Below are 21,641 nucleotides of genomic sequence, written 5' to 3'. Positions count from 1 at the left end.
ATGGCGATCACCCCGCCGGGGCGTCCATCAGCCTGCGGCGAAGCTGGCCGCAGGCGGCGTCCTGGTCGAGGCCGCGGCTGGCCCGCACGCTGACGGCGATGTGGCGCCGCTCCAGCTGGGCGCGGAAGGCCTCCACCGCCTCCGGAGCGGGGCGCCGGAAGTCCTCCTCGGCGATCGGGTTGTAGGCGATCAGGTTGACGTGGCTCTGGAAGCCCCGCAGCAGGCGAGCCAGGGCATCGGCCTGGCGGGGATGGTCGTTGACGCCCCCCAGCAGGATGTACTCGAAGCTGACCCGCCGGCCGGTGATGGCCACGTAGTGGCGGCAGTCGTCCAGCAGCGCCTCGAGGGGATAGGCGTGGGCGGTGGGGATCAGCTCCTCCCGCAGGCGCTGGTCGGGGGCATGGAGGCTCACGGCCAGGGTGAACTGGGCCCGCCCCAGCCGCTCAAGGGCCCGCTCCGCCAGGGTGGGCAGGGTGCGGGGCACCCCCACCGTGCTGACGGTGATCTGGCGCTGGGCCATGCCCAGGTCGGTGCAGAGGCAGGCGATGGCCTCCAGCACCGCTTCGGTGTTCAGCAGGGGTTCGCCCATACCCATGAACACCACGTGGGAGGGGCGCCGGTCCATGGCCTCGCGGATGCTGAGCACCTGGTCGACGATCTCGTGCACCGCCAGGGAGCGCTGCAGCCCGCCCTTGCCGGTGGCGCAGAAGCGGCAGGCCATGGGGCAGCCCACCTGGCTGCTGACGCAGACCGTGAGCCGGTCGCCGCTGGGGATGCCGACGGTCTCGAGGCTGAGGCCATCGGCGGTGGCCAGCAGCAGCTTGGTGGTGCCGTCGCTGGCGTCACTGCGGTGCAGCAGGGCCGAGCGGCCGATGCCGGTGCCGGCCGCCGCCAGCCCCTCGCGCCAGGCCTTGGGCAGCACCGTGATCGCGTCGAGGCTGCGGGCCCCCCTGGCGTAGATCCAGTCGTGCAGCTGCCGGCCCCGGAAGGCCGGCTGGCCCTGGTCACCGGCCCAGGCCTCCAGGGCCGCCTGGCCCATCCCCAGCAGGGGGGCAGGCCCGGCCATCAGGGCCAGATCAGCAGGCCGTGGCCCAGCTTCCACTCCACCGCCAGCAGGGCGATGAAGCCGAGCATGGCCACCCGGCCGTTGAGGCGTTCGGTGTGGGTGTGGAAGCCGAAGCGCGGCAGGCGGCGCACCGGCACGGGGGTGGCCCGGGCGGGGGCGGCAGGGGTGGCGACGGCGGGATCAGTCATCGCTGAGCAGTCCCTCCTCCTGCAGACCCTCGAGGGCGGCCGGATCGGCGATCAGCTCCTCCTCGAGGCCCTCCTCGGCGGTGGGACGGGCGAAGGCGGCGAAGCCGCTGGCGGCCGCTTCGATGCCGTGGCGGCTGCGGGTGGCCTCCAGATCCTCCTCGGAGGGGTCGTCCAGCACGGCGGCGGTGACCGCCGGGGCCGGCATCTCGACCGTGTAGTCGGGACGCAGGTTCTGGTTGCGGCGGTAGCCGGCGGCCTCCTCCTCGAGGATGTCGGGGTGGGGTCCGGCCTCGGCGCGCAGCTCCTCCTCGAAGCCACCGAAACCGGTGCCGGCGGGGATCAGGCGGCCGATGATCACGTTCTCCTTGAGACCCCGCAGCCAGTCGCTCTTGCCTTCGATGGCCGCTTCGGTCAGCACCCGGGTGGTCTCCTGGAAGGAGGCCGCCGAGATGAACGAATCGGTGTTCAGGGAGGCCTTGGTGATGCCCAGCAGCACGGGGGTGAACTCGGCGGGGGCGCCGCCGGTGATGCCCATGGCGGAGTTCACCTGCTCCACCTGACGCAGCTCGATCAGCTCGCCGGGAAGCAGGGTGGTGTCACCGGCATCCTCGATGCGGACCTTGCTGGTCATCTGGCGCACGATCACTTCGATGTGCTTGTCGCTGATCGAGACCCCCTGCGATTTGTAGACGTTCTGCACCTCCGTCACCATGCGGAACTGCAGCTTGGAAATCGCCTCCTGGGCCGCCTCCATGGTGGGCTTGCGGCTGCGCAGGTCCTCGAAGAAGCAGTCGAGCAGTTCGTGGGGGTTGATCGGTCCGTCGGTGAGCATCTCGCCGGCGCTCACCTGCTGGCCATCGGAGACCATCACGTTGCGGCCGAGCAGGATCGGGTACTCGGTGATGACGTCGTCGGTCTCGATCACCGACACCGTGATCGAATCGTCGTCCTCGCCCTGCTTGATCTGCACGGTGCCGCTCTTGCGGCAGAGCACCGCCGATTCCCGCGGGCGGCGGGCTTCGAGCAGTTCCTCGATCCGGGGCAGACCCTGAACGATGTCGCCGGTCTTCTGACGCTCGAACACCAGCAGAGCCAGGGGATCGCCACGCTGCACGAGTTCGCCGTCCCGGACGTGCAGCACCGAATCGGGCGACACCATGTAGGGCCGGCCCAGACGGATGGTGAGGGTCTTGCCGTCGATGGCCTCCACCTGGCCGCAGCAGGGGGAGAGCACCCCGTCGGCGAGCACTTTGCCGTCGACGATGCGATCGCCCACCGCCACCATCGGGGCGGCCGTGCCGAGATCCAGGCTGAGGGTGTCGTTGGCCCGCTCCACGATCAGGCGGCGGATCGGTTCACCGACGACGGGCTCGGGCAGTTGCACCACCCCGTCCCCGTTCTCCTTGCAGAGGATCTGGGTGGTGGCCACCACATCGCCCCGTTTGACGGTCATGCCGTCTTCCACCTGCAGTTCGGTGTGGGTGGAGCCGTGGCTGGCGTCGGAGAGGGTGTCGCGCCGCACCAGCAGGGTTTCCAGGATCACCAGCTGCAGCCGCTCGATGGTCTTGGCCCGCTTGTCGGCCACCGCCTCCACATCCACCGTCATCTGGGGGGTGGTGTCGAAGGTTTCCAGGATCAGCTGGGTGCGCAGCAGTTCCACCCCTTCCACCGACTTGATCAGCTCGCCGTCCTTGAAGGTGAGGCGCTGGGTGGCCTTCAGCCCCAGGGAGGGACCGCCGGTCTGCTTGACGGTGGACAGCTCGGGCAGGTGGGCGGCATCGGGAATGGCGTATTCCTCGACGGGGCGCAGCAGCAGGGCGCCGCCCTCGGGAGTGTCGACCTTCTCGACGAATTTCATCGCCTCGGCCTTGAGGCCGGGGGCGATCTCCTCGCCGGGGTTGACCATCTTGCCGTCCTCGCCATAGCGGCCGAGCACCTTGGCATCGGAGACCAGGTGCAGCTCACCGGAGCGCACGATGATCTCCCGCAGGATGTCGTTCTTCTGGGTGACGGTGACGATGCCCGCGGTCTGGCTGAAGATGTCCTTCACCACCTCGGTGCCGGCCTCGATCCACTGGCCGTCCTCGATCATCAGCAGGGAGATGTCCTTGTTGATCTCGTGGGTCTCCTGGGGAATCCACAGCAGGGTGCCGCCCTTGCTCACCTCGAAACCGTGTTTGGCGGAGCGGGCCTTCTTGATCGAGAGGCCGGGGGCGAATTTCACCATGCCGCCGGTCTGGGTGCGGAAGCGGTCGTCGGTGAGTTCGGCGATCACCTCACCGGCGCCGATCTTGGTGCCGGGCTGGGTCTTGACCAGGTAGCGGGTGTTGTCCTTGCCCTCCAGGTGCCAGCTCTCGCCGGTGTGGCTGGATTCACCCACCAGCTTGCAGTCCTTGAGGGTGAGGCTGGCGGTGACGATCTGCACCTCGCGGGAGTCGCCGGTGGACTCCCGCAGCCGCACGGCGCCGCCGTATTCGCTCTGCAGCCGGCTCTCGGCCAGCACATCGCCGGCGGTCACCGGCTTGTCGGTCTCGACGACGGGGAGGGCGTTGGGCGGCAGGTTGTAGACGTCGCCGCTGAACACCCAGAGGCGCCCGAGGCGCTGGGCCTTGTGGGTGATGTTGCCCTGGCGGTCGGTGACCTCCCGGGGCTGGATCACATCCTCGAAGCGCACCTGGCCGGGAAGGTCGCAGATGACATCCTTGGTGGCCTTCTCCACGCTCTTCTTCACCGCCGAGCCCGAGGAGATCTGGGCCAGGATGATGTCGTTGGCGACGGGATCGCCATCGGCCACGAACAGGATCGACCCGTTGGTGATGTCGATCTTCTGCACCTTGCCCTTGCCCGAGGGCTTGAGGGTGAGGGTGAAGTCGGTTTCGGCCAGCTTGGCCTCGACGCCGTGGGGGGTGCGGTGGTCGCGGACCCGGGCCTTGGGCCCGAATTCCACTACGCCATCCACCAGCGAGCGCACCACGCCGGTCTCGGCCGTGGACACACCACCGGTGTGGAAGGTGCGCATGGTGAGCTGGGTGCCCGGTTCACCGATCGACTGGGCGGCGATGATGCCGACGGCTTCACCCAGGTCGACCAGTTCGTTGTGGGCCAGGGCCCAGCCGTAGCACTTGCGGCAGACCGAACGGGAGGCCTCGCAGGTGAGGGGCGAGCGCACCATCACGGTGGCGATCGCCGCCTTCTCGATGGCGGCCGAAATCGCCGGGTCGATCTCACCGTTGCGGTCGACGATGACGACGCCGTCGCTGTCGACGACGGGCTGGGCGGCCAGACGGCCCACCAGCTTGGTGCCGAAGCGGCCCCGTTCGTCGGCGTTGATGGGGATGAAGCGGTGGGTGCCGCAGTCCTCCTCCCGCACGATCACGTCCTGGGCCACGTCCACCAGACGGCGGGTGAGGTAGCCGGAGTCGGCGGTGCGCAGGGCGGTGTCCACCAGGCCCTTGCGGGCGCCGTAGGAGGAGATCACGTACTCGGTGACCGTGAGGCCCTCACGGAAGTTGGTGCGGATCGGCAGGTCGATGATCTCCCCCTGGGGGTTAGCCATCAGGCCGCGCATGCCCACCAGCTGACGCACCTGGGACATGTTCCCCCGGGCGCCGGAGTTGGCCATCATCCACACCGAGTTGAGTGGATCGTTGTCGTTGAAGTTGCGGCGCACGGCCGCCACCAGGCGCTCGTTGGTCTCGGTCCAGGTGTCGATCACCTTGGTGTGGCGCTCCACCTCGGTGATCTCACCGAGCCGGTAGCGCTCCTCGGTGGCCGTGATCTGCTCCTCGGCCTCCTCCAGCAGGACGGCCTTGTCGCCGGGGATGCGCAGGTCGTCGACCGAGATCGACACCGCCGCCTGGGTGGCGTAGTGGAAGCCCAGATCCTTCAGCTCGTCGGCCATCGCCGCGGTGGCCGCGGTGCCGTGGTGCTTGTAGGCCCAGGAGACCAGGTTGCGCAGCGCCTTCTTGTCGATGATCCGGTTGCGGAACGGCGGCGCCTGCTTGCTGAGGGCCGAGGCGGCGAGTTCGGCGGCGGCGGTGGCGGCCGCCAGTTCGGCGGCGGCCTTGGCGCTCTTCTTGCTGATCTTCTTGGCGGGGGTGGCGGTCATGGCGGCGCGCGATGGAGAAGGCTGGAGGGAATCGGAAGACACGGGGCGCGGGTCTCGGCCCGGCCGGTGGAACTCAGGAGGCGGCCACGGCGTCGATGATCGTGTGGTTGATGACGACCCGACCCACGGTGGTCAGCAGGTAGCGGCTGATCAGGGCGCCGTCCTCATCGAAGCGGTCGCGGCGGAACTTCCACTGCTCGACGCGGGTGCCATCGGAGAGGGTGTCGGTGGAGACGGGCTCGTTGTCCTCGTCGTCGCTCTCCACCTCGCCGTTGAAGCGCACCCAGACCCAGTCGTGCAGGGTGAGGTGCTTCTCCTCGAAGGCGGCGATCACGTCCTCGAGGTCGGCGAAGGTGCGGGAACGGTCGCCGAAGGCGGGCTGCGCCTTCTCCCGGTCGACGGCGGTGAGGTAGTAGGCACCGAGCACCATGTCCTGGGACGGGGTGATGATCGGCTCGCCGGTGGCGGGGGAGAGCACGTTGTTGCTCGCCAGCATCAGCATGCGGGCCTCGGTCTGGGCCTCGATCGCCAGGGGCACGTGCACGGCCATCTGGTCACCGTCGAAGTCGGCGTTGAAGGCGGGGCAGACCAGGGGATGGAGCTGGATGGCGCGGCCATCGACCAGCTTGGGCTCGAAGGCCTGGATGCCGAGCCGGTGCAGGGTCGGGGCCCGGTTGAGCAGGATCGGGTGTCCTTCGATCACTTCCTGCAGCACCTGCATCACCTCGTCGTCGGCCCGCTGGATCAGCTTCTTGGCCGCCTTGATGTTGTTGACGATGTTCTGGCGGATCAGGCGATGGATCACGAACGGCTGGAACAGCTCGATCGCCATCTCCTTGGGCAGGCCGCACTGGTGCATCTTCAGCTTGGGGCCCACCACGATCACGGAACGACCGGAGTAGTCGACCCGCTTGCCGAGCAGGTTCTGGCGGAAGCGGCCCTGCTTGCCCTCGATGATGTCGCTGAGCGACTTGAGGGCCCGGTTGTTGGCCCCCACCACGGTGCGGCCGCGGCGGCCGTTGTCGATCAGGGCATCGACGGCCTCCTGCAGCATCCGCTTCTCGTTGCGGACGATGATCTCGGGGGCAAGGATCTCCTGGAGGCGCGCCAGGCGGTTGTTGCGGTTGATCACCCGCCGGTAGAGGTCGTTGAGATCACTGGTGGCGAAACGGCCGCCGTCGAGCTGCACCATGGGGCGCAGATCGGGGGGGATCACCGGGATCACATCCAGCACCATCCACTCGGGGCGGGCGTTGGTGGCGATGAAGTTATCGATCACCCGCAGGCGCTTGATCAGCTTGGCCCGCTTCTGGCCCTTGGAGTTGTTGATGTCCTCGCGGAGCTGCTCGGCCTCCTTCTCGAGGTCGAGGTCCTCAAGCAGCTGCTTGAGGGCCTCGGCGCCGATGCCCACCATGGGCTCGTTCTCGATCTCGGAATCCTCGGCGAAGATCTGGTCCTCGATCTCCAGCCATTCGTCTTCGGTGAGCAGCTGCTTGTAGGTGAGGTCCTTGTGGTCACCCTTGTCGAGCACCACGTAGCAGTTGAAGTAGACGATCTGCTCCACGTCCCGCAGGGGCATGTCGAGCAGGATCGCCACATAGCTGGGGATGCCCTTGAGGTACCAGACGTGGGAGACCGGAGCCGCCAGCTTGATGAAGCCCATGCGGTGGCGCCGCACCCGGCTCTCGGTGACTTCGACGCCGCAGCGCTCACAGACGATGCCGCGGTGCCGCACCCGCTTGTACTTGCCGCAGTGGCATTCCCAGTCCTTGGACGGGCCGAAGATCTTCTCGCAGAAGAGCCCGTCCATCTCGGGCTTGAGGGTCCGGTAGTTGATCGTTTCCGGCTTGGTGACCTCACCCACCACCTGTCCGTTGGGCAGCGTGCGCTGCCCCCACTGCATGATCCGCTCGGGGGAAGCGAGCGTGATCTTCACGTAGTCGAAGTGGTTTTCGGTGCGGAGGTTGCTGTTGGACATGGCGGGGACGCAGGGTGATCGAGAGAGACGGAGAAATCAGAGCCGGTGAATCAAGCGATCAGTCATCGTCGTAATCCGCGACACCGAGGGATTCGTAGGTGGGACGGCTGGGGGTGCTGCGGCGCGGGTTGACGTCCTGCATCAGGTCGACCTCCTCGCCGGCATCGGTGTAGACGGCGATGTCGAGGCCGAGGGACTGCAGCTCCCGCATCAGCACCTTGAACGACTCCGGCGTGCCCGGCCGGGGGATGGGCTTGCCCTTGACGATGGCGTTGAGGGCCTCGTTGCGGCCCTGCATGTCGTCGGACTTGACGGTGAGCAGTTCCTGCAGGGTGTAGGCGGCGCCGTAGGCCTCCAGGGCCCACACCTCCATCTCCCCGAGTCGCTGGCCGCCCTGCTGGGCCTTGCCGCCCAGGGGCTGCTGGGTCACCAGGGAGTAGGGGCCGGTGGAGCGGGCGTGGATCTTGTCGTCCACCAGGTGCACCAGCTTGAGGATGTGGGCGTAGCCCACGGTCACCGGCTGGTCGAAGGGTTCGCCGCTGCGGCCATCGATCAGCTGGATCTTGCCGGGGTTGGCGGGGTTGTAGACCCAGTCCTTGCCGGGCAGCTTGGCGGCTTCCTCGAGGTAGGCCTGCACCGTCTGCTTCGACTTCTCGGGGCCGTACATCTCATCGAACGGCACCACCTTGACGCGGCAGTCGAGGTGGGAGGAGGCCCAGCCCATCAGGCACTCAAACACCTGGCCCACGTTCATGCGGCTCGGCACCCCCAGGGGGTTGAGCACGATGTCGATGGGGGTGCCGTCGGGCAGGTAGGGCATGTCCTCCCGGGGAAGGATGCGGCTGATGATGCCCTTGTTGCCGTGGCGGCCGGCCATCTTGTCGCCCACCTGGATCTTGCGGCGCTGGGCCACGTAGACCCGCACGACCATGTTCGCGCCCGGCGGCAGTTCGTCGCCCTGCTCGCGGGTGTAGATGCGCACGTCGACCACCCGGCCCCGTTCGGTGCTGGGCACCCGCAGGGAGTTGTCGCGCACGTCGCGGGCCTTCTCACCGAAGATGGCGCGCAGCAGCTTCTCTTCCGGCGGCTGATCCGACTCGCCCTTGGGGGTCACCTTGCCCACCAGGATGTCGCCGGATTCGACATACGCGCCAATGCGGATGATGCCCATCTCATCGAGGTGGCCCAGGCTCTCCTCGGCCACGTTCGGGATTTCCCGGGTGATCTCCTCGGGACCGAGCTTGGTCTGGCGGGCTTCGATCTCGTACTTCTCGATGTGCACCGAGGTGTAGAGGTCGTCCTGGACCAGTCGGTCGCTCACCAGGATGGCGTCCTCGTAGTTGTAGCCCTCCCAGGGCATGTAGGCGATCAGCACGTTCTGGCCGAGGGCGATCTCGCCGCCTTCGCAGGCGGAGCCGTTGGCCAGCACCTGGCCGGCGATCACCGGATCGCCCTGGCGGACGATCGGCCGCTGGTTGAGGCAGGTGTCCTGGTTGGAGCGCTGGTACTTCTGCAGGAAGTGGGTGTGGTCGCGGCCCTGGTCGTCACGGATGACGATGGCGGTGGCATCGACGAAGGAGACGGTGCCGTTCACCTTGGTGATGGGCACCATGCCGGAGTCGCGGGCAACCTGGGTTTCCAGGCCGGTGCCCACCAAGGGCCGTTCGGGGCGCAGGAGGGGCACGGCCTGGCGCTGCATGTTCGAGCCCATCAGGGCCCGGTTGGCGTCGTCGTGCTCGAGGAAGGGGATCAGGGAGGTGGCCACCGAGATCACCTGCACCGGTGACAGCTGGACGTAGTCCACCTGCTCGGGGGGCACCTTCTCGAAGTCCTGGCGGTAGCGCACCGGCACCAGATCGACGGTGATGCGTCCGGTGGCGTCGGTCGGCACGTCACCCGGGGCCACCCGGCACTCGTCTTCGAGGTCGGCGGAGAGGTAGAGGGGATCGCCCTGCTTGAGGACGATGCCGTTCTCGACGCGCCAGAAAGGGGTTTCGATGAAGCCGTACTCGTTCACCCGGGCGTGGGTGGCAAGCGAGCCGATCAGGCCGGCGTTGGGTCCTTCGGGGGTCTCGATCGGGCAGATGCGGCCGTAGTGGGAGGGGTGGATGTCGCGCACGGCGAAGCCGGCCCGCTCCCGGGTGAGGCCGCCGGGGCCGAGGGCGCTGATGCGGCGCTTGTGGGTCAGCTCGGCCAGGGGGTTGGTCTGGTCCATGAACTGGCTCAGCTGGCTGGAGCCGAAGAACTCCTTGACCGCCGCCACCAGGGGTTTGGGGTTGACCAGCTGGGCGGGGGTGAGGGATTCGGTCTCGCCGACGGTCATCCGTTCCTTGATGATCCGCTCCAGGCGGTTAAGGCCAACGCGGACCTGGTTCTGCAGCAGCTCGCCCACCGAGCGCACCCGGCGGTTGCCCAGGTGGTCGATGTCGTCGAGGCAGGCGCCGCCCACATCGAGCTCCAGGTTGATCAGGTAGTCGATCGTGGAGAGGACGTCCTCGGCGGTGAGGGTGCGCACCGCATCGGGGATGGTGAGACGCAGCTTCTTGTTGATCTTGTAGCGACCCACCCGGCCCAGGTCGTAGCGCTTGGGATCGAAGAAGCGGCTGTGCAGCAGTTGCTGGCCGCCGCTCACCGAGGGGGGTTCACCGGGACGCAGCTTCTTGTAGAGCTCCAGCAGGGCCTGGTCTTCCGAGGAGATGCCCTCCTCGTTGGAGGCCTCGATCGACTTCTGGTAGTACTCCGGGTGCCGCAGCTTGTCGAGGACGTCGTTGTCGGACAGGCCGATGGCCCGCATCAGCACGTGGGCGTTGATCTTGCGGGTCTTGTCGACGCGCACGTGCAGCAGGTCGTTCTTGTCGGTCTCGAACTTGAGCCAGGCGCCCCGGTTGGGGATCAGGCTGGCGTTGAAGGTCTTGCGGCCGTTCTTGTCCTGCTCGTCCTTGAAGTAGACGCCGGGGCTGCGGACGATCTGGTTGACGATCACCCGCTCGGCGCCGTTGATGATGAAGGTGCCGCGCTCGGTCATCAGGGGAAGCTCCCCGATGAAGACCTCCTGCTCCTTGATCTCACCGGTCTCCTTGTTGACCAGGCGGCAGGTGACGTACATCTGGGAGGCGAAGGTCGCATCGCGACGCTTGGCCTCTTCCACGTCGTGGCGAGGGCGTTTCAGGCGATACTGATCGCCGATGAAATGCAGCTCCAGCTTGCCGGTGTAGTCGGTGATCGGGGAGAAGCTGTCCAGCTCCTCGATCAGGCCCTTCTCCAGGAACCATTTGAAGCTCGCCCTCTGTACCTCCACGAGATCGGGAAGGTAAGTGACGGTCTTGGCGACCTGGATCGCGCTGCTCATGCGGTGAACCTGCAGGAACGAGGTGGTGGGGCGGACCTGGACGGGGACGGACGGCGGGACGGGCCATGCCAACAGGCGCTCAGCCGAAACGTCCGCCCCTGGAACAGGGACGAACGATCCGGCGGGGGCGCTTACAGGGCTCGCTGCTGGTTTGCCGACTCAATTGATGCCGTCGTGGACAAAAGGAGCGCTTCCGCTTCCAGGCCAATAAGACATCATACAACCTGGAGGGGCAGCCTAAAAAGACGGGCCGCATTGGCAGTGGTGGTCGTCGCCACCTCGTGGAGCGTCTCGCCCCGGAGTTCGGCCACCCGGGCGGCCACCGAAGCCACGTAGGCGGGCTCGTTGCGCTTGCCGCGGCGGGGCACCGGCGCCAGGAAGGGGCAGTCGGTCTCGACGAGGTAGCGGTCGGCCGGCACCAGCCGGGCGCATTCATGGATGGGCTCGGCCCTGGGGAAGGTGACCGTGCCGCTGAAGCTGATGAACATCCCGAGTTCGAGGAAGCCGGCCATCTCCTCGGGGGTGCCCCCCCAGCAGTGCATAACCCCACGGGGGCAGCGGCCCTCAGACTCGCGCCGGCGCAGCTCGGCGAGCATCGGTTCGGCCGCATCCCGGCAGTGGATGATCACCGGCAGATCCAGGGCCACCGCCAGGTCCAGCTGGGGCCCCAGGGCCGCCAGCTGCTCGTCGAGGTTCGTGGCCTTGAAAAGATCAAGACCCAGTTCGCCGATCGCCACCACCCGGTCGTCGGAACGGGCCGCCGCCTCGAGGGTGGCGGCGGTGTCGCCATGCCAGTGCTGGGTGTCGAGGGGGTGGACCCCGACGGCATAGCGCAGTTCGGGGAAGCGATCGGCCAGGGCCCGGATCGCCGGAATCTCCGCCGGCTCCACGCAGGCATGGACCAGCGCCTTCACCCCCGCCTCACGCCAGCGGCCGGCCACCTCGTCGAGATCCGCCTCGAAGTTGCGGAACACGATGTGGCAGTGGCTGTCGACCAGGGATGGGGCGGCCTGCTGGGAGCTCACGGCCATGGGGAGGGCTTCAGGCGCCGGTGCTGCCGGCGGCGGGCTCGAGCACCTTCTTCACCGCCACGCTCAGACGCGACTTCTGGTTGGCGCCGGTGTTGCGGTGCACCACACCCACCTTGACCGCCTTGTCGATCTTGCTGAAGGCGGCGCTCATGCTGGACTGGACAGCGGCCTTGGCCTCCTCGCCGGGCTGCTGGCCATAGGCGCTGCAGGCGGTGAGGCAGCGCTTCATCAGGGTGCGCAGGGCGGACTTGTAGGTGCGGTTGCGCAGGCGATTGCGTTCGGCGATCTCGATGCGCTTCTTCGAAGACTTGTTATTGGCCACAGGCGTAGGGGCGCTGACTCGGCAAACGCGGATCCTACCGTGTGGGCCCCGGCCGTTTCCAGGCCCTAGTTTCAAGGCAGCCCTCCGCCTCCGGCACAGCCCCGTGGTCGCTTCCACCCCAACCGGCAGCAGCCCTGCCGGCACCACCCCCGCCCGTGCCGTCGCCCCTGCCGCCACCGGTGACGCCGATGGAGTCCGGCCGGCGCTGCGGATCACCTGCCTGCGGGACCGCCAGCGGGCCGGCGAACGGCTCGAAGCGATCGCCGCCCGCACCGAGGGTGGCCGGATGCGCGAGGAGGAGGCGCGGGTCGCGGCGATCCTGGCCGAGGTGCGGGAGCGCGGCGACGCGGCCCTGCTCGACTTCAGCGAGCGCTTCGACGGCCTGCGGCCCGATCCCCTGCGGGTGCCCCCCGAGCGGCTGGCCCAGGCCTGGCACGACTGTCCCGAACCCCTGCGCCGGGCCCTCGACCTGGCCCACGACCGGATCCTGGAGTTCCACCGCCGCCAGATGCCGGCGGATCTGGCCGTGACCGGCCCCCATGGCGAGCGGCTGGGGCGCCGTTGGCGCCCGGTGCAGCGGGCGGGGATCTACGTCCCCGGCGGCCGGGCCTCCTACCCCAGCACGGTGCTGATGAATGCGATTCCCGCCCGGGTGGCGGGTGTGGAACGGCTGGTGATGGTCACCCCGCCCGGCGCCGGCGGCGAGCCGAACGCCACCGTTCTGGCCGCCGCCCACCGCGCCGGGGTGGAGGAGGTCTACCGGGTGGGGGGCGCCCAGGCGGTCGGGGCCCTGGCCTACGGCACCGAAACGATCCCTGCGGTCGATGTGATCAGCGGCCCCGGCAACCTCTACGTGACCCTGGCCAAGAAGGCGGTCTACGGAACGGTGGGCATCGATTCCCTGGCCGGCCCCAGCGAGGTGCTGGTGATCGCCGACCACACCGCCCGGCCCGCCCAGGTGGCCGCCGACCTGATGGCCCAGGCGGAGCACGATCCCCTGGCGGCGGCGATCCTGATCACCACCAGCGAGGCGCTGGCCGCGGCCGTGCCGGCCGCCATCGAAGCCCAGCTGGAGCGGCACCCCCGGGCCGCCATCACCCTGCAGGCCCTCAACGACTGGGGCCTGATCGTGGTCTGCGACGATCTCACCGAGGCGGCGGCCCTCAGCGACCGGTTCGCCCCGGAGCACCTCGAGCTGCTGGTGGACGATCCCGAATCCCTGGCGGATCGGATCACCCATGCCGGCGCCATCTTCCTCGGCCCCTGGTCGCCCGAGGCGGTGGGCGACTACCTGGCCGGCCCCAACCACACCCTGCCCACCTCGGGCACCGCCCGGTTCGCCGGCGCCCTCAGCGTCGAGACCTTCCTGCGCCACACCAGCCTGATCCACTTCAACCGGGCGGCCCTGGAGGCCACCGGTCCGGCGGTGGTCACCCTGGCCGAGAGCGAGGGGCTGCACAGCCACGCCGAATCGGTGCGCCAGCGGCTCGGGGCCCCGGACAGCTGAGCGAACCGCTGCTCATCCGCCTGCGGAGGGCGGGAGCTTCCAGCCGGGCAGGTCCTCCGCCGGCATCGGCCGGGCGATGACGAACCCCTGGGCCAGTTCACAGCCCATCGCCCGCAACGCCTGCAGGTGCTCAGGCGTCTCCACCCCTTCGGCCACGCAGGTGCGGCCGAAGGCATGGGCCAGATCCACCACGGCCTTGACGATGGCCCGATCGGCGGGGTCCACCAACATCCTGGCCACGAACGAGCGGTCGATCTTGATCGTGGAGATCGGCAGCCTGCGCAGGTAGGTGAGCGAGGAGTAGCCGGTGCCGAAGTCGTCGAGGGCAAAGCTCACACCCAGCTCGCGGCAGTGGGCGATGTTCTGGGCCACCTGCTCCAGATCCTCCAGGGCGGCTGTTTCCAGCACCTCCAGCCTCAACGCCGAGGCAGGCAGATCGGGATGGCGGGCCAGGGCCGCGCCGATCCGCTCCGCGAAACCTGGATCGCGCAGCTCCCGGGCCGACATGTTCACGCTCACCGCCACAGCCAGCCCTGCCCGCATCCAGGCGGAGCAGTGGCGCAGGGCCTGCTCCAGCACCCAGTCTCCGAGGCGGCTGATCTCCGGTTGATCCTCGATCCAGCCCAGCCAGGCCTCCGGCAACAGCAGCCCCTGCTGGGGGTGCTGCCAGCGCACAAGGGCTTCGGCAAAGCACAGCTGCCCGGTGGCCAGATCGATCACCGGCTGCACGAACAGGCGCAGCTGCTGCTCTTCGATCGCCTGGCGCACCCGCTCCAGACGGAAGCGCTGCAGCGACTGGCGCCGTTCCAGCTCCACGTCGAAGTGGTGCATCCGCCCCGGACCATCTCGCTTGGCGGCATACATGGCCTGGTCGGCCTGGCGCAGCAAGGTATCCGGATCGGCATCGTCGGGAGGCACCAGCCGGAAGCCGATGCTGGTGCTCAAGGCCACGCAGAGCGTCTCGCCGATGAGCGTGGGCTCGGCCACCGCGCTGAGCAGCTGTTCCCCCAGCGACTCCAGCTCGGCCAGGCTGCTGAGGCCGGGAAGGATCACCACAAATTCGTCCCCCCCCAGCCTGCCCACCGTGTCGCCGGGTCGCAGGCAACGGCAGAGGCGCTCGGCGACGGCCACCAGCAACTGGTCTCCGACGGCATGGCCGTGGCTGTCATTGATGGGCTTGAAGTTGTCCAGATCGAGGTAGCCCACCGCCAGGTGGGTGCCGTTGCGCCTGGCCCGCTCCAGCTCCTCGCCGAGACGCTGACTCAGCAGGGAGCGATTGGGCAGGCGAGTGAGCGGATCCTCGTAGGCCAGCTGACGCAGTTGCTGGTCAATCAGACGACGTTCGAATCCCTGGGCGAAGCCGCTCACCACGATCGAGAGCACGGCCACTTCCTGCTCGCTCCAGCGGCGGCAGCCGCGGATGTGGTCAAAGCCCGCGAACCCCTCCAGCTCGCCTCGCCGCACCAGGGGAAGAACCAGCAGCGACTGAATGCCCTGGGAGCTGAGATGGGCACGCTCGGCATCGGCCCCGACGGGGAGATCGACCAGCGACTCGAGATTGATCGCCCGCCCCGCCCGCATTTCCCCCATCAACCAGGCGATGGACACCTCCGACACGTGCTGGAGATGCTGGACCTGCGGTTCCACCCCGGGCGCGCACCATTCGTGGGTGTTGCTGGCGAAACCCGGATAGCGCGTCAGGGAGAACACATAGGCCCGATCCACATCGAACAGGCCGCCGATGGACGCCAGGGTGCGATCAATCGTGGCGTCCAGTTCACTCGTGGGCTCGACGATGAACGCCTCTGCCGTCTCCGCCAGAAGCTGGAGCAGCGGCTTGCTGAGGTCGCCGTGGGGCACCGCTCGCCCAGCCCACAGAGGATCGCCCCATTCTGGGGGCCAACCGCCAGGCAGCCCAGCAGAAGAGCCGCTCAGCGCCTCGCCAAGTCGCGCACCCCGGCCTCGCCGTCCACGACCTCACCCACCAGCACCTGATCGGCGAGGTTCACGAACAGCCCGTTCTCGAGCACCCCGGGGATGTTGTTGATCGTTGCCTCCAGGGCGGCGGGATCGTCGATGCCCCCGTCGAAGGCCACATCCAGCACCAGATTGCCCTGGTCGGTGACCACCGGACCGGCCTTGCGCACGGCCATGCGCAGCTCGACGCGGCTGCCCATGGCAGTGAGTTCATCCCGCACCTGGCGCCAGGCCCCGGGCAGCACCTCCACCGGCAGCAGGAAGCCCAGGTTGAGGCGCTCCACCAGTTTGGTGGCATCCACCACCACCACGAAGCGGTCGGCCCGGCGGGCCACCAGCTTCTCCTGCACGTGGCAGGCCCCACCCCCCTTGATCAGCTGGAAGGAGGGATCCACCTCATCGGCGCCGTCGATGGCCAGATCGATGCGCTGCACGGCGTTCAGCGTCTGCAGGGGGATGCCCAGCTCGGCGGCCAGCACCTCCCCCTGGAAAGAGGTGGTGACCCCGACGATGCCGCTGAGTTCGCCCTGCTGCAGCTTGCGGCCGAGGGCCCGGATCATCAGGGCCGCCGTGGAGCCCGAGCCCAGCCCCACCACCATGCCGTCACGGATCTGATCCACCGCCGCCGTGGCCACGGCCTCCTTCATTCGGTCCTGAAGATCGGACATCGGGGTCTGCCGGAAATGGCGCAGACCGTAGCAAGGGGGACAGTCCAGCCCCCCCTGGCTCCTAGCCCGCCTGGGGCAGGGCCGCCGGCCGGATCGAGAGCTGCAGCTCCCGCTGGCCGCGCACCACTTTCAGCGGCAGGGGCTGTCCCACCTGGGACCGCTCCACCTGCTGGAGCAGGGCCGAGGGGGTATTGACCGGCTGGTCGGCGATGGCCACCACCAGGTCGCCGCGGTGCAGCCCGGCCGCCTCCGCCGGGCTTTCCGGCAGCACCCGCTGCACCAGGGCGCCGTCCCGCTCGGGGAGCTGCAGCAGGGCATCCGGATCTTTGTTGTTGTCGCGGGCCATCCGGGCCGTGAGCGGCACCAGCTGGAGGCCGAGGTAGGGGTGAACAACGCTGCCACCCTCGCCGAGCTGGTCGGCCACCTTCTTGGCCAGGTTGATGGGGATGGCGAAGCCCAGGCCGGCCCCCGGGCCGGAGCGCACCAAGGTGTTGATGCCGATCACCTCGCCGGCGGCGTTGATCAGGGGGCCACCGGAGTTGCCCGGATTGATGGCTGCATCCGTCTGGATCAGGTCGAGGCGCTTGTCGGCGAAGCCCAGGCTGTTGATGTCCCGATGCAGGCTGCTGACGATCCCCAGGGTGACGGTGCGCTCGAGGCCGTAGGGGCTGCCCAGGGCGATGGCCCAGTCGCCCACCTCCAGGGCCTCGGAATCCCCCAGGGGGGCGGCGCTCAGGCTGCCCTGGCCGGTGAGGCGCACCACCGCCAGGTCGGTCACCGGGTCGGTGCCCACCACGGTCCCGTCCAGCTGGCGGCCATCGGCCAGGGTGACGGTGACCCGGTCCACGCTGTCGACCACGTGGGCGTTGGTGAGCACCAGGGCGCGGCGGCTGTCGATCACCACCCCCGAGCCCTGGCCGCGTTCGCGCGTGCTGCCGGAGGGATCGCCGAACAGATCCCGCAGCAGGGGATCCAGCAGGGCCGGATCGAACGGGGGCCGGGCCACGTTGCGCTCGGTGTCGATCCGCACCACCGCCGGCCCCACCCGCCGGGCCGCGTCGGCCACGAAGCTGTGGGGGGTCAGGAGCGGGGGGGCCTCCTCGAGGGCCGCCGCCGGCAGGGGCAGGGCGGCGAACACCAGCAGCAGGGCCACCGCCATCAGGCCCCGCAGCCGCCGGAGCAGGGAAGACAGGGGGAAGGGACGTTGCATCAGGGGAGGCTAGGGCCGTCGCATGGCGCCCAGCGCAGCAACCGCTGCCCCAGGACGCCGTCGTCCCCCAGCGCCAGCCAGCGCCCGCCGGGATCGGCCGGCCGCCCCAGGGGACAGGGCTGCACGGGCCCGAAGCTGCGCAGGGTGGAAGGACAGCCCAGCAGGGGCACCGCCGGGCGCCCGGGCAACCCCGCCTGCCAGTGCTGGTGGACGTGGCCGAAGACCAGCCCCCGCAGGGCGGCCACCGGCCGCAGCAGATCCAGCAGGGCCTCACCGTCCCGCAGGCGGATCGCATCCATCTCGGCATCGCCGATCGGCACCGGGGGATGGTGCACCGCCACCACCAGGGGCCGCTCCCCATCGGCCGATCCGGCGGCCAGGCGGCGCCGCGCCCAGTCCAGCTGGAGCCGGCCCAGCTCGCCGGCTGTGTCGCCACTGCGGTGGCTGTCGAGCAGCAGCAGCTGCCCGCTGCCGCAGCGGATCAGGGCCGGAGCCACCACGGCGCGGCGCCCCAGGTCGGCCCGCAGCAGGGCGGGGTGGTCGTGGTTGCCCGCCAGCAGGGCCACCGGCAGCGGGAATTCCTGCAGCAGCTCCCCGAGGCGGGCGTACCCGCCCCAGCTCTCGTCATCGCAGAGATCGCCGCTGATCAGCAGCAGATCAGGGGCCTCGCCGGCGCTGCGGAGCTGGCCGAGGGCCTCGCGGAGCCCGTGGCGGAGCAGGGCCAGCGCCGGCCGGCCGTGGCAGCGACCGGCGGGATCGGCGAGCAGATGGGGATCGCTGAGTTGAAGAATTCGCATCGGAGACGGCTCCGGCCGGCCCGGGGCGGGACCACGCGACCTGAATCGGCTTAACTTTGCCCCCACTCCTCCCCGAGGCCATGGCCCCGATCCCCCCCGGCACGCGGCAGCGCTGCACCCTCTGCAAGGTGGAGATCCAGGGGATGGCCGGAGGCAACGACCTGGTCCACTTCAGCCAGGGGGCCCCGGGCAGCCGCGCCAAGCTCTGGGCCCGGGTGTGTCAGTACCTGCGCACGCCCGAGCAGTGCGGCCAGTGCCTCAACCAGGACCTCAGCCTGCGGGGCGAAGTCACCGCCAACGACTACTACGCCGAGGCTCCCATCCTGGAGATTCCGAGGCCACCGGAGGCCAATCCTCTAGGGTGAATTGGTGCCCGCCGGGCCTCACCCTTGTTCCGCACGGCCTTCCCCCTGACGGGAGGCAGCCTGGTGGTTGGGGGCAGTGAACACTGCAGCGCGCGGCGGACCATCCCGCCAGCGGGAGACCTCTCCCTACGCCGCCCGTCCTTGCCCCATCCCCTCACTGACGACCTGGAGACGCTGGCTCGGCCGGTGGTCGAGGCGGCGCATCTCCAGGTGCAGTCGGTCGAGGTGCTGGCCCACCGCATCCCCCTGACGGTCGTCGTGCGGGTGCAGCGGGCCGACGGGAGCGATGTCAATCTCGATGAGTGTGCCGCCGTGAGCGGTCCCCTCGCCGAGGCCATCGAGGCCTCCGGGCTGCTGACGATGGCCTACGTCCTGGAGGTGAGCAGCCCCGGCATCGGGGAGGATCTCCACTCCGACCGGGATTTCGTCAGCTTCCGGGGCTTTCCGGTGGAGGTGATCCGCCGGGACGCTGACGGTGCAGAAGTGCGGCGAATGGGCCTCCTGCTCGGCCGCGATGCCGAGGTGGTGCAGCTCAACGAACGCGGCCGCATCCTGCGCATCCCCCGCGACGACGTGCTGCGGGTGCGGCTCACCCAGGCGCCTCCCGATTCCTGAACCGCTCGGTTCACCCCCCCGTTCCCTTTCCTGCCCCCACGCCCCCGAGTTCATGGCCCTGGTTCTGCTCCCCGGTCTCAACAACCTGATCGAGGACATCAGCGACGAGAAGAAGCTGGCTCCCCAGGTGGTGGAGGCGGCCCTGCGGGAGGCGCTGCTGAAGGGCTACGAGCGTTACCGCCGCACCCTTTACCTGGGCATCAGCGAGGACCCCTTCGAAGAGGACTACTTCAGCAACTTCGACGTCGCCCTCGATCTGGAGGAGGAGGGCTACCGGGTGCTGGCCAGCAAGATCATCGTCGAGGAGGTGGAGAGCGACGACCACCAGATCGCCATCGAGGAAGTGCGCCAGGTGGCGGAGGACGCCCAGATCGGCGACACGGTGGTGCTGGATGTGACCCCGGAGAAGGACGATTTCGGCCGCATGGCCGCATCCACCACCAAGCAGGTGCTGGCCCAGAAGCTGCGGGACCAGCAACGCCGCATGATCCAGGAGGAATTCGCCGACCTGGAGGATCCGGTGCTCACCGCCCGGGTGATCCGGTTCGAGCGCCAGAGCGTGATCATGGCCGTCAGCAGCGGCCTGGGCCGGCCGGAGGTGGAGGCGGAGCTGCCCCGCCGCGACCAGCTGCCCAACGACAACTACCGCGCCAACGCCACCTTCAAGGTGTTCCTCAAGGAGGTCAGCGAGGTGCCCCGCCGCGGTCCCCAGCTGTTCGTCTCCCGGGCCAATGCGGGCCTGGTGGTCTATCTGTTCGAGAACGAAGTGCCCGAGATCCAGGAGGGTTCGGTGCGGATCGTCGCCGTGGCCCGTGAGGCCAATCCCCCCTCCCGCGCCGTCGGCCCCCGCACCAAGGTGGCCGTCGACAGCGTCGAACGGGAAGTGGATCCGGTGGGGGCCTGCATCGGTGCCCGCGGCTCCCGCATCCAGCAGGTGGTGAACGAACTGCGGGGCGAGAAGATCGACGTCATCCGCTGGTCCCCGGACCCGGCCCAGTACCTGGCCAACTCCCTCAGCCCGGCGCGGGTGGAGATGGTGCGCCTGGTGGATCCCGAAGGGCACCACGCCCATGTGCTCGTGCCCCACGATCAGCTGAGCCTGGCCATCGGCCGGGAGGGCCAGAACGTGCGCCTGGCGGCCCGCCTCACCGGCTGGAAGATCGACATCAAGGATGCCCAGGAGTACGACCAGGTCAGCGAGGACGAGAGGGTGGCGACCCTGATCGCCCAGCGCCAGGAGGAGGAGGCCCTGCAGGCCGAGGCCGAGGCCCGTCTGGAGGCCGAACAGGCCACCCGCGCCGAGGAGGACGCCCGCCTGCGGGAGCTCTACCCCCTGCCGGAAGACGATGAGTCCTACGGCGAGGGTGATGGCGAGGAGGGCGGCGAGGACGTCGCCCCATCCGAAGCCGAGCCGGACGACCAGCCGGAGCCCCCCATCGACGAGGCCGTCGACGGGGCCACCGAGGAGACCCCTGGTGAGGACGTCCGGTGACGGCGCCGACCGGGCGGCCGGTGCTGCGGCGCTGCGTCTCCTGCCGCCGCCTGTGCGACCGCACCCAGCTCTGGCGTGTGGTGCGCCAGGCGGACGGGACGGTGAGCCTGGATGGGGGGATGGGCCGATCGGCCTATCTCTGCCCGCAACCGAGCTGCCTGGAGGAAGCCCGCCGCCGTCGCCGTCTCCAGCGCGGCCTGCGCTGCGCCGTCAGCGAGGCCATCCTCGCCAGCCTCGAGGCACGTCTCGAGCGATCGGCACCGCGACCTCTGAGGCAAGATGAACCATGGTCGCCACGTGCGTGCGGCCCCGGGGTCCTTTCGGCCCCACCGTACGGAGACCTTTCTGAATGACCAGCAGCGGCAAAGTGAGAATCTACGAGCTGTCGAAGGACCTGGGCCTGGACAACAAGGACGTGCTCGATGCCGCCGAGAAGCTCTCCATTGCGGCCAAGAGCCACAGCAGCTCCATCAGTGATGACGAGGCCTCCCGGATCCGTTCCCTGATCGCTGTGACCGTCACCACCCCGTCACCGGCACGGCCCGAACCGCCGGCGCCCACCCCCCCGGCCAAGGCGATCCTGGCGGTGAAGAAGGCCGCTCCGGCTCCGGTGAGCGCCCCCAGGGCCAGCGCTGCGTCCCCAGCTCCGGCCAACGCCGCTTCAGCCGCCGCACCCCCGGCTCCCCCCGCCAGCCGGCCCCCCGCGCCCCGCCCGGTGGCCGCTACTTCGCCACCGGCCCCGGCCCCGTCCCGCCCCGAGCCCCCGGCGGCGCGGCCCAGGCCCGCTGGGGCCCCGGCACCCGCCCCGGCGCGCCCACGGCCTGTCGAGGCCGGCAAACCGGCCGGCCGGCCGCCCACGATCATGGGCAAACCCTCCGCCGCACCCCCGGCCTCCGGCCCGGCGGCGACGCCGCCCTCCCCCGGCGGCCCACCGGCCCGACCGGTCCCGGCGGCACCCGCCCGCCCGG

General features: G+C 69.3%; 16 protein-coding genes and 1 pseudogene. 6 read left to right on the top strand and 11 right to left on the bottom strand.

The annotated features are described in order from the left end of the window. Positions 1-7 precede the first annotated feature (7 nt). The 7 genes from rlmN to rpsT all read right to left on the bottom strand — a co-directional run bounded on the left by rlmN (position 8) and on the right by rpsT (position 12,042). The gene (gene rlmN / locus CJZ86_RS08540) at positions 8-1,066 is read right to left on the bottom strand and encodes a dual-specificity RNA methyltransferase RlmN (RefSeq protein ID WP_094585533.1); all 1,059 of its coding nucleotides are present in this window, start codon (positions 1,064-1,066) and stop codon (positions 8-10) included. Further along, entirely contained in the window at positions 1,066-1,254 is a 189-nt protein-coding gene (locus CJZ86_RS08535; RefSeq protein ID WP_094585532.1) for a CAB/ELIP/HLIP family chlorophyll-binding protein, read from the bottom strand. The genes rlmN and CJZ86_RS08535 overlap by 1 nt, the downstream gene beginning before the upstream one ends. Beyond that, positions 1,247-5,362 (bottom strand): DNA-directed RNA polymerase subunit beta', encoded by a 4,116-nt coding sequence (locus tag CJZ86_RS08530; protein WP_094585531.1) that lies wholly within the window; start codon positions 5,360-5,362, stop codon positions 1,247-1,249. Before CJZ86_RS08530 ends, CJZ86_RS08535 begins: the two co-directional genes overlap by 8 nt. 73 nt (positions 5,363-5,435) lie before the next feature. Continuing rightward, positions 5,436-7,340 carry a DNA-directed RNA polymerase subunit gamma gene (locus CJZ86_RS08525; protein WP_094585530.1) on the bottom strand — a complete coding sequence of 635 codons (1,905 nt, stop codon included), beginning with the start codon at positions 7,338-7,340 and terminating at the stop codon, positions 5,436-5,438. Positions 7,341-7,398: 58 nt separating this feature from the next. Then, the gene (gene rpoB, locus CJZ86_RS08520; RefSeq protein WP_094585529.1) at positions 7,399-10,689 is read right to left on the bottom strand and encodes a DNA-directed RNA polymerase subunit beta; all 3,291 of its coding nucleotides are present in this window, start codon (positions 10,687-10,689) and stop codon (positions 7,399-7,401) included. 215 nt (positions 10,690-10,904) lie between these two features. After that, positions 10,905-11,720, bottom strand: coding sequence for a TatD family hydrolase (locus CJZ86_RS08515; protein WP_094585528.1), 816 nt, complete (start codon positions 11,718-11,720; stop codon positions 10,905-10,907). Between the two features lie 10 nt (positions 11,721-11,730). Beyond that, complete coding sequence (gene rpsT, locus CJZ86_RS08510; RefSeq protein WP_094585527.1) at positions 11,731-12,042, bottom strand: 30S ribosomal protein S20; 312 nt, start codon at positions 12,040-12,042, stop codon at positions 11,731-11,733. 205 nt (positions 12,043-12,247) lie between these two features. Here rpsT and hisD point away from each other — a divergent pair, with 205 nt between their 5' ends. Beyond that, positions 12,248-13,549 carry a histidinol dehydrogenase gene (gene hisD, locus CJZ86_RS08505; RefSeq protein ID WP_094585642.1) on the top strand — a complete coding sequence of 434 codons (1,302 nt, stop codon included), beginning with the start codon at positions 12,248-12,250 and terminating at the stop codon, positions 13,547-13,549. Between the two features lie 12 nt (positions 13,550-13,561). Here the strand turns inward: hisD and CJZ86_RS08500 are convergent, their stop codons facing one another. The 4 genes from CJZ86_RS08500 to CJZ86_RS08485 form a co-directional block, all read right to left on the bottom strand. Continuing rightward, entirely contained in the window at positions 13,562-15,409 is a 1,848-nt protein-coding gene (locus tag CJZ86_RS08500; RefSeq protein ID WP_094585526.1) for a putative bifunctional diguanylate cyclase/phosphodiesterase, read from the bottom strand. 71 nt (positions 15,410-15,480) lie between these two features. Further along, a complete protein-coding gene (rpiA, locus tag CJZ86_RS08495) occupies positions 15,481-16,194 on the bottom strand; it encodes a ribose-5-phosphate isomerase RpiA (protein WP_094585525.1) in 714 nt (237 codons plus the stop codon). Between the two features lie 61 nt (positions 16,195-16,255). Next, positions 16,256-17,404 carry a trypsin-like peptidase domain-containing protein gene (locus tag CJZ86_RS08490; protein WP_094585524.1) on the bottom strand — a complete coding sequence of 383 codons (1,149 nt, stop codon included), beginning with the start codon at positions 17,402-17,404 and terminating at the stop codon, positions 16,256-16,258. Then, complete coding sequence (locus tag CJZ86_RS08485) at positions 17,404-18,201, bottom strand: metallophosphoesterase (RefSeq protein WP_094585523.1); 798 nt, start codon at positions 18,199-18,201, stop codon at positions 17,404-17,406. Before CJZ86_RS08485 ends, CJZ86_RS08490 begins: the two co-directional genes overlap by 1 nt. Positions 18,202-18,281: 80 nt before the next feature. Between CJZ86_RS08485 and nblD the strand changes: the two genes are divergently transcribed. From nblD to CJZ86_RS08460, 5 genes and pseudogenes are all read left to right on the top strand, one after another. After that, positions 18,282-18,566 (top strand): NblD family protein, encoded by a 285-nt coding sequence (nblD, locus tag CJZ86_RS08480; RefSeq protein WP_094585522.1) that lies wholly within the window; start codon positions 18,282-18,284, stop codon positions 18,564-18,566. A gap of 141 nt (positions 18,567-18,707) precedes the next feature. Beyond that, positions 18,708-19,181, top strand: a complete 474-nt coding sequence (locus CJZ86_RS08475) for an LSm family protein (RefSeq protein WP_094585521.1) — start codon at positions 18,708-18,710, stop codon at positions 19,179-19,181. Between the two features lie 52 nt (positions 19,182-19,233). Beyond that, positions 19,234-20,673, top strand: coding sequence for a transcription termination factor NusA (gene nusA, locus CJZ86_RS08470; protein WP_094585520.1), 1,440 nt, complete (start codon positions 19,234-19,236; stop codon positions 20,671-20,673). Next, positions 20,670-20,921 (top strand): annotated as a pseudogene (locus CJZ86_RS08465) (YlxR family protein); the annotation flags it as partial. The gene nusA and the pseudogene CJZ86_RS08465, both read left to right, overlap by 4 nt. Before the next feature lie 101 nt (positions 20,922-21,022). Beyond that, positions 21,023-21,641: translation initiation factor IF-2 N-terminal domain-containing protein (locus CJZ86_RS08460; protein ID WP_198960103.1), on the top strand; the 619-nt coding region annotated here is incomplete at its 3' end.

This window comes from Synechococcus sp. BO 8801, assembly GCF_002252675.1.
Taxonomy (GTDB): domain Bacteria; phylum Cyanobacteriota; class Cyanobacteriia; order PCC-6307; family Cyanobiaceae; genus Cyanobium.
This window is presented reverse-complemented; position numbering and strand designations above follow the sequence as displayed.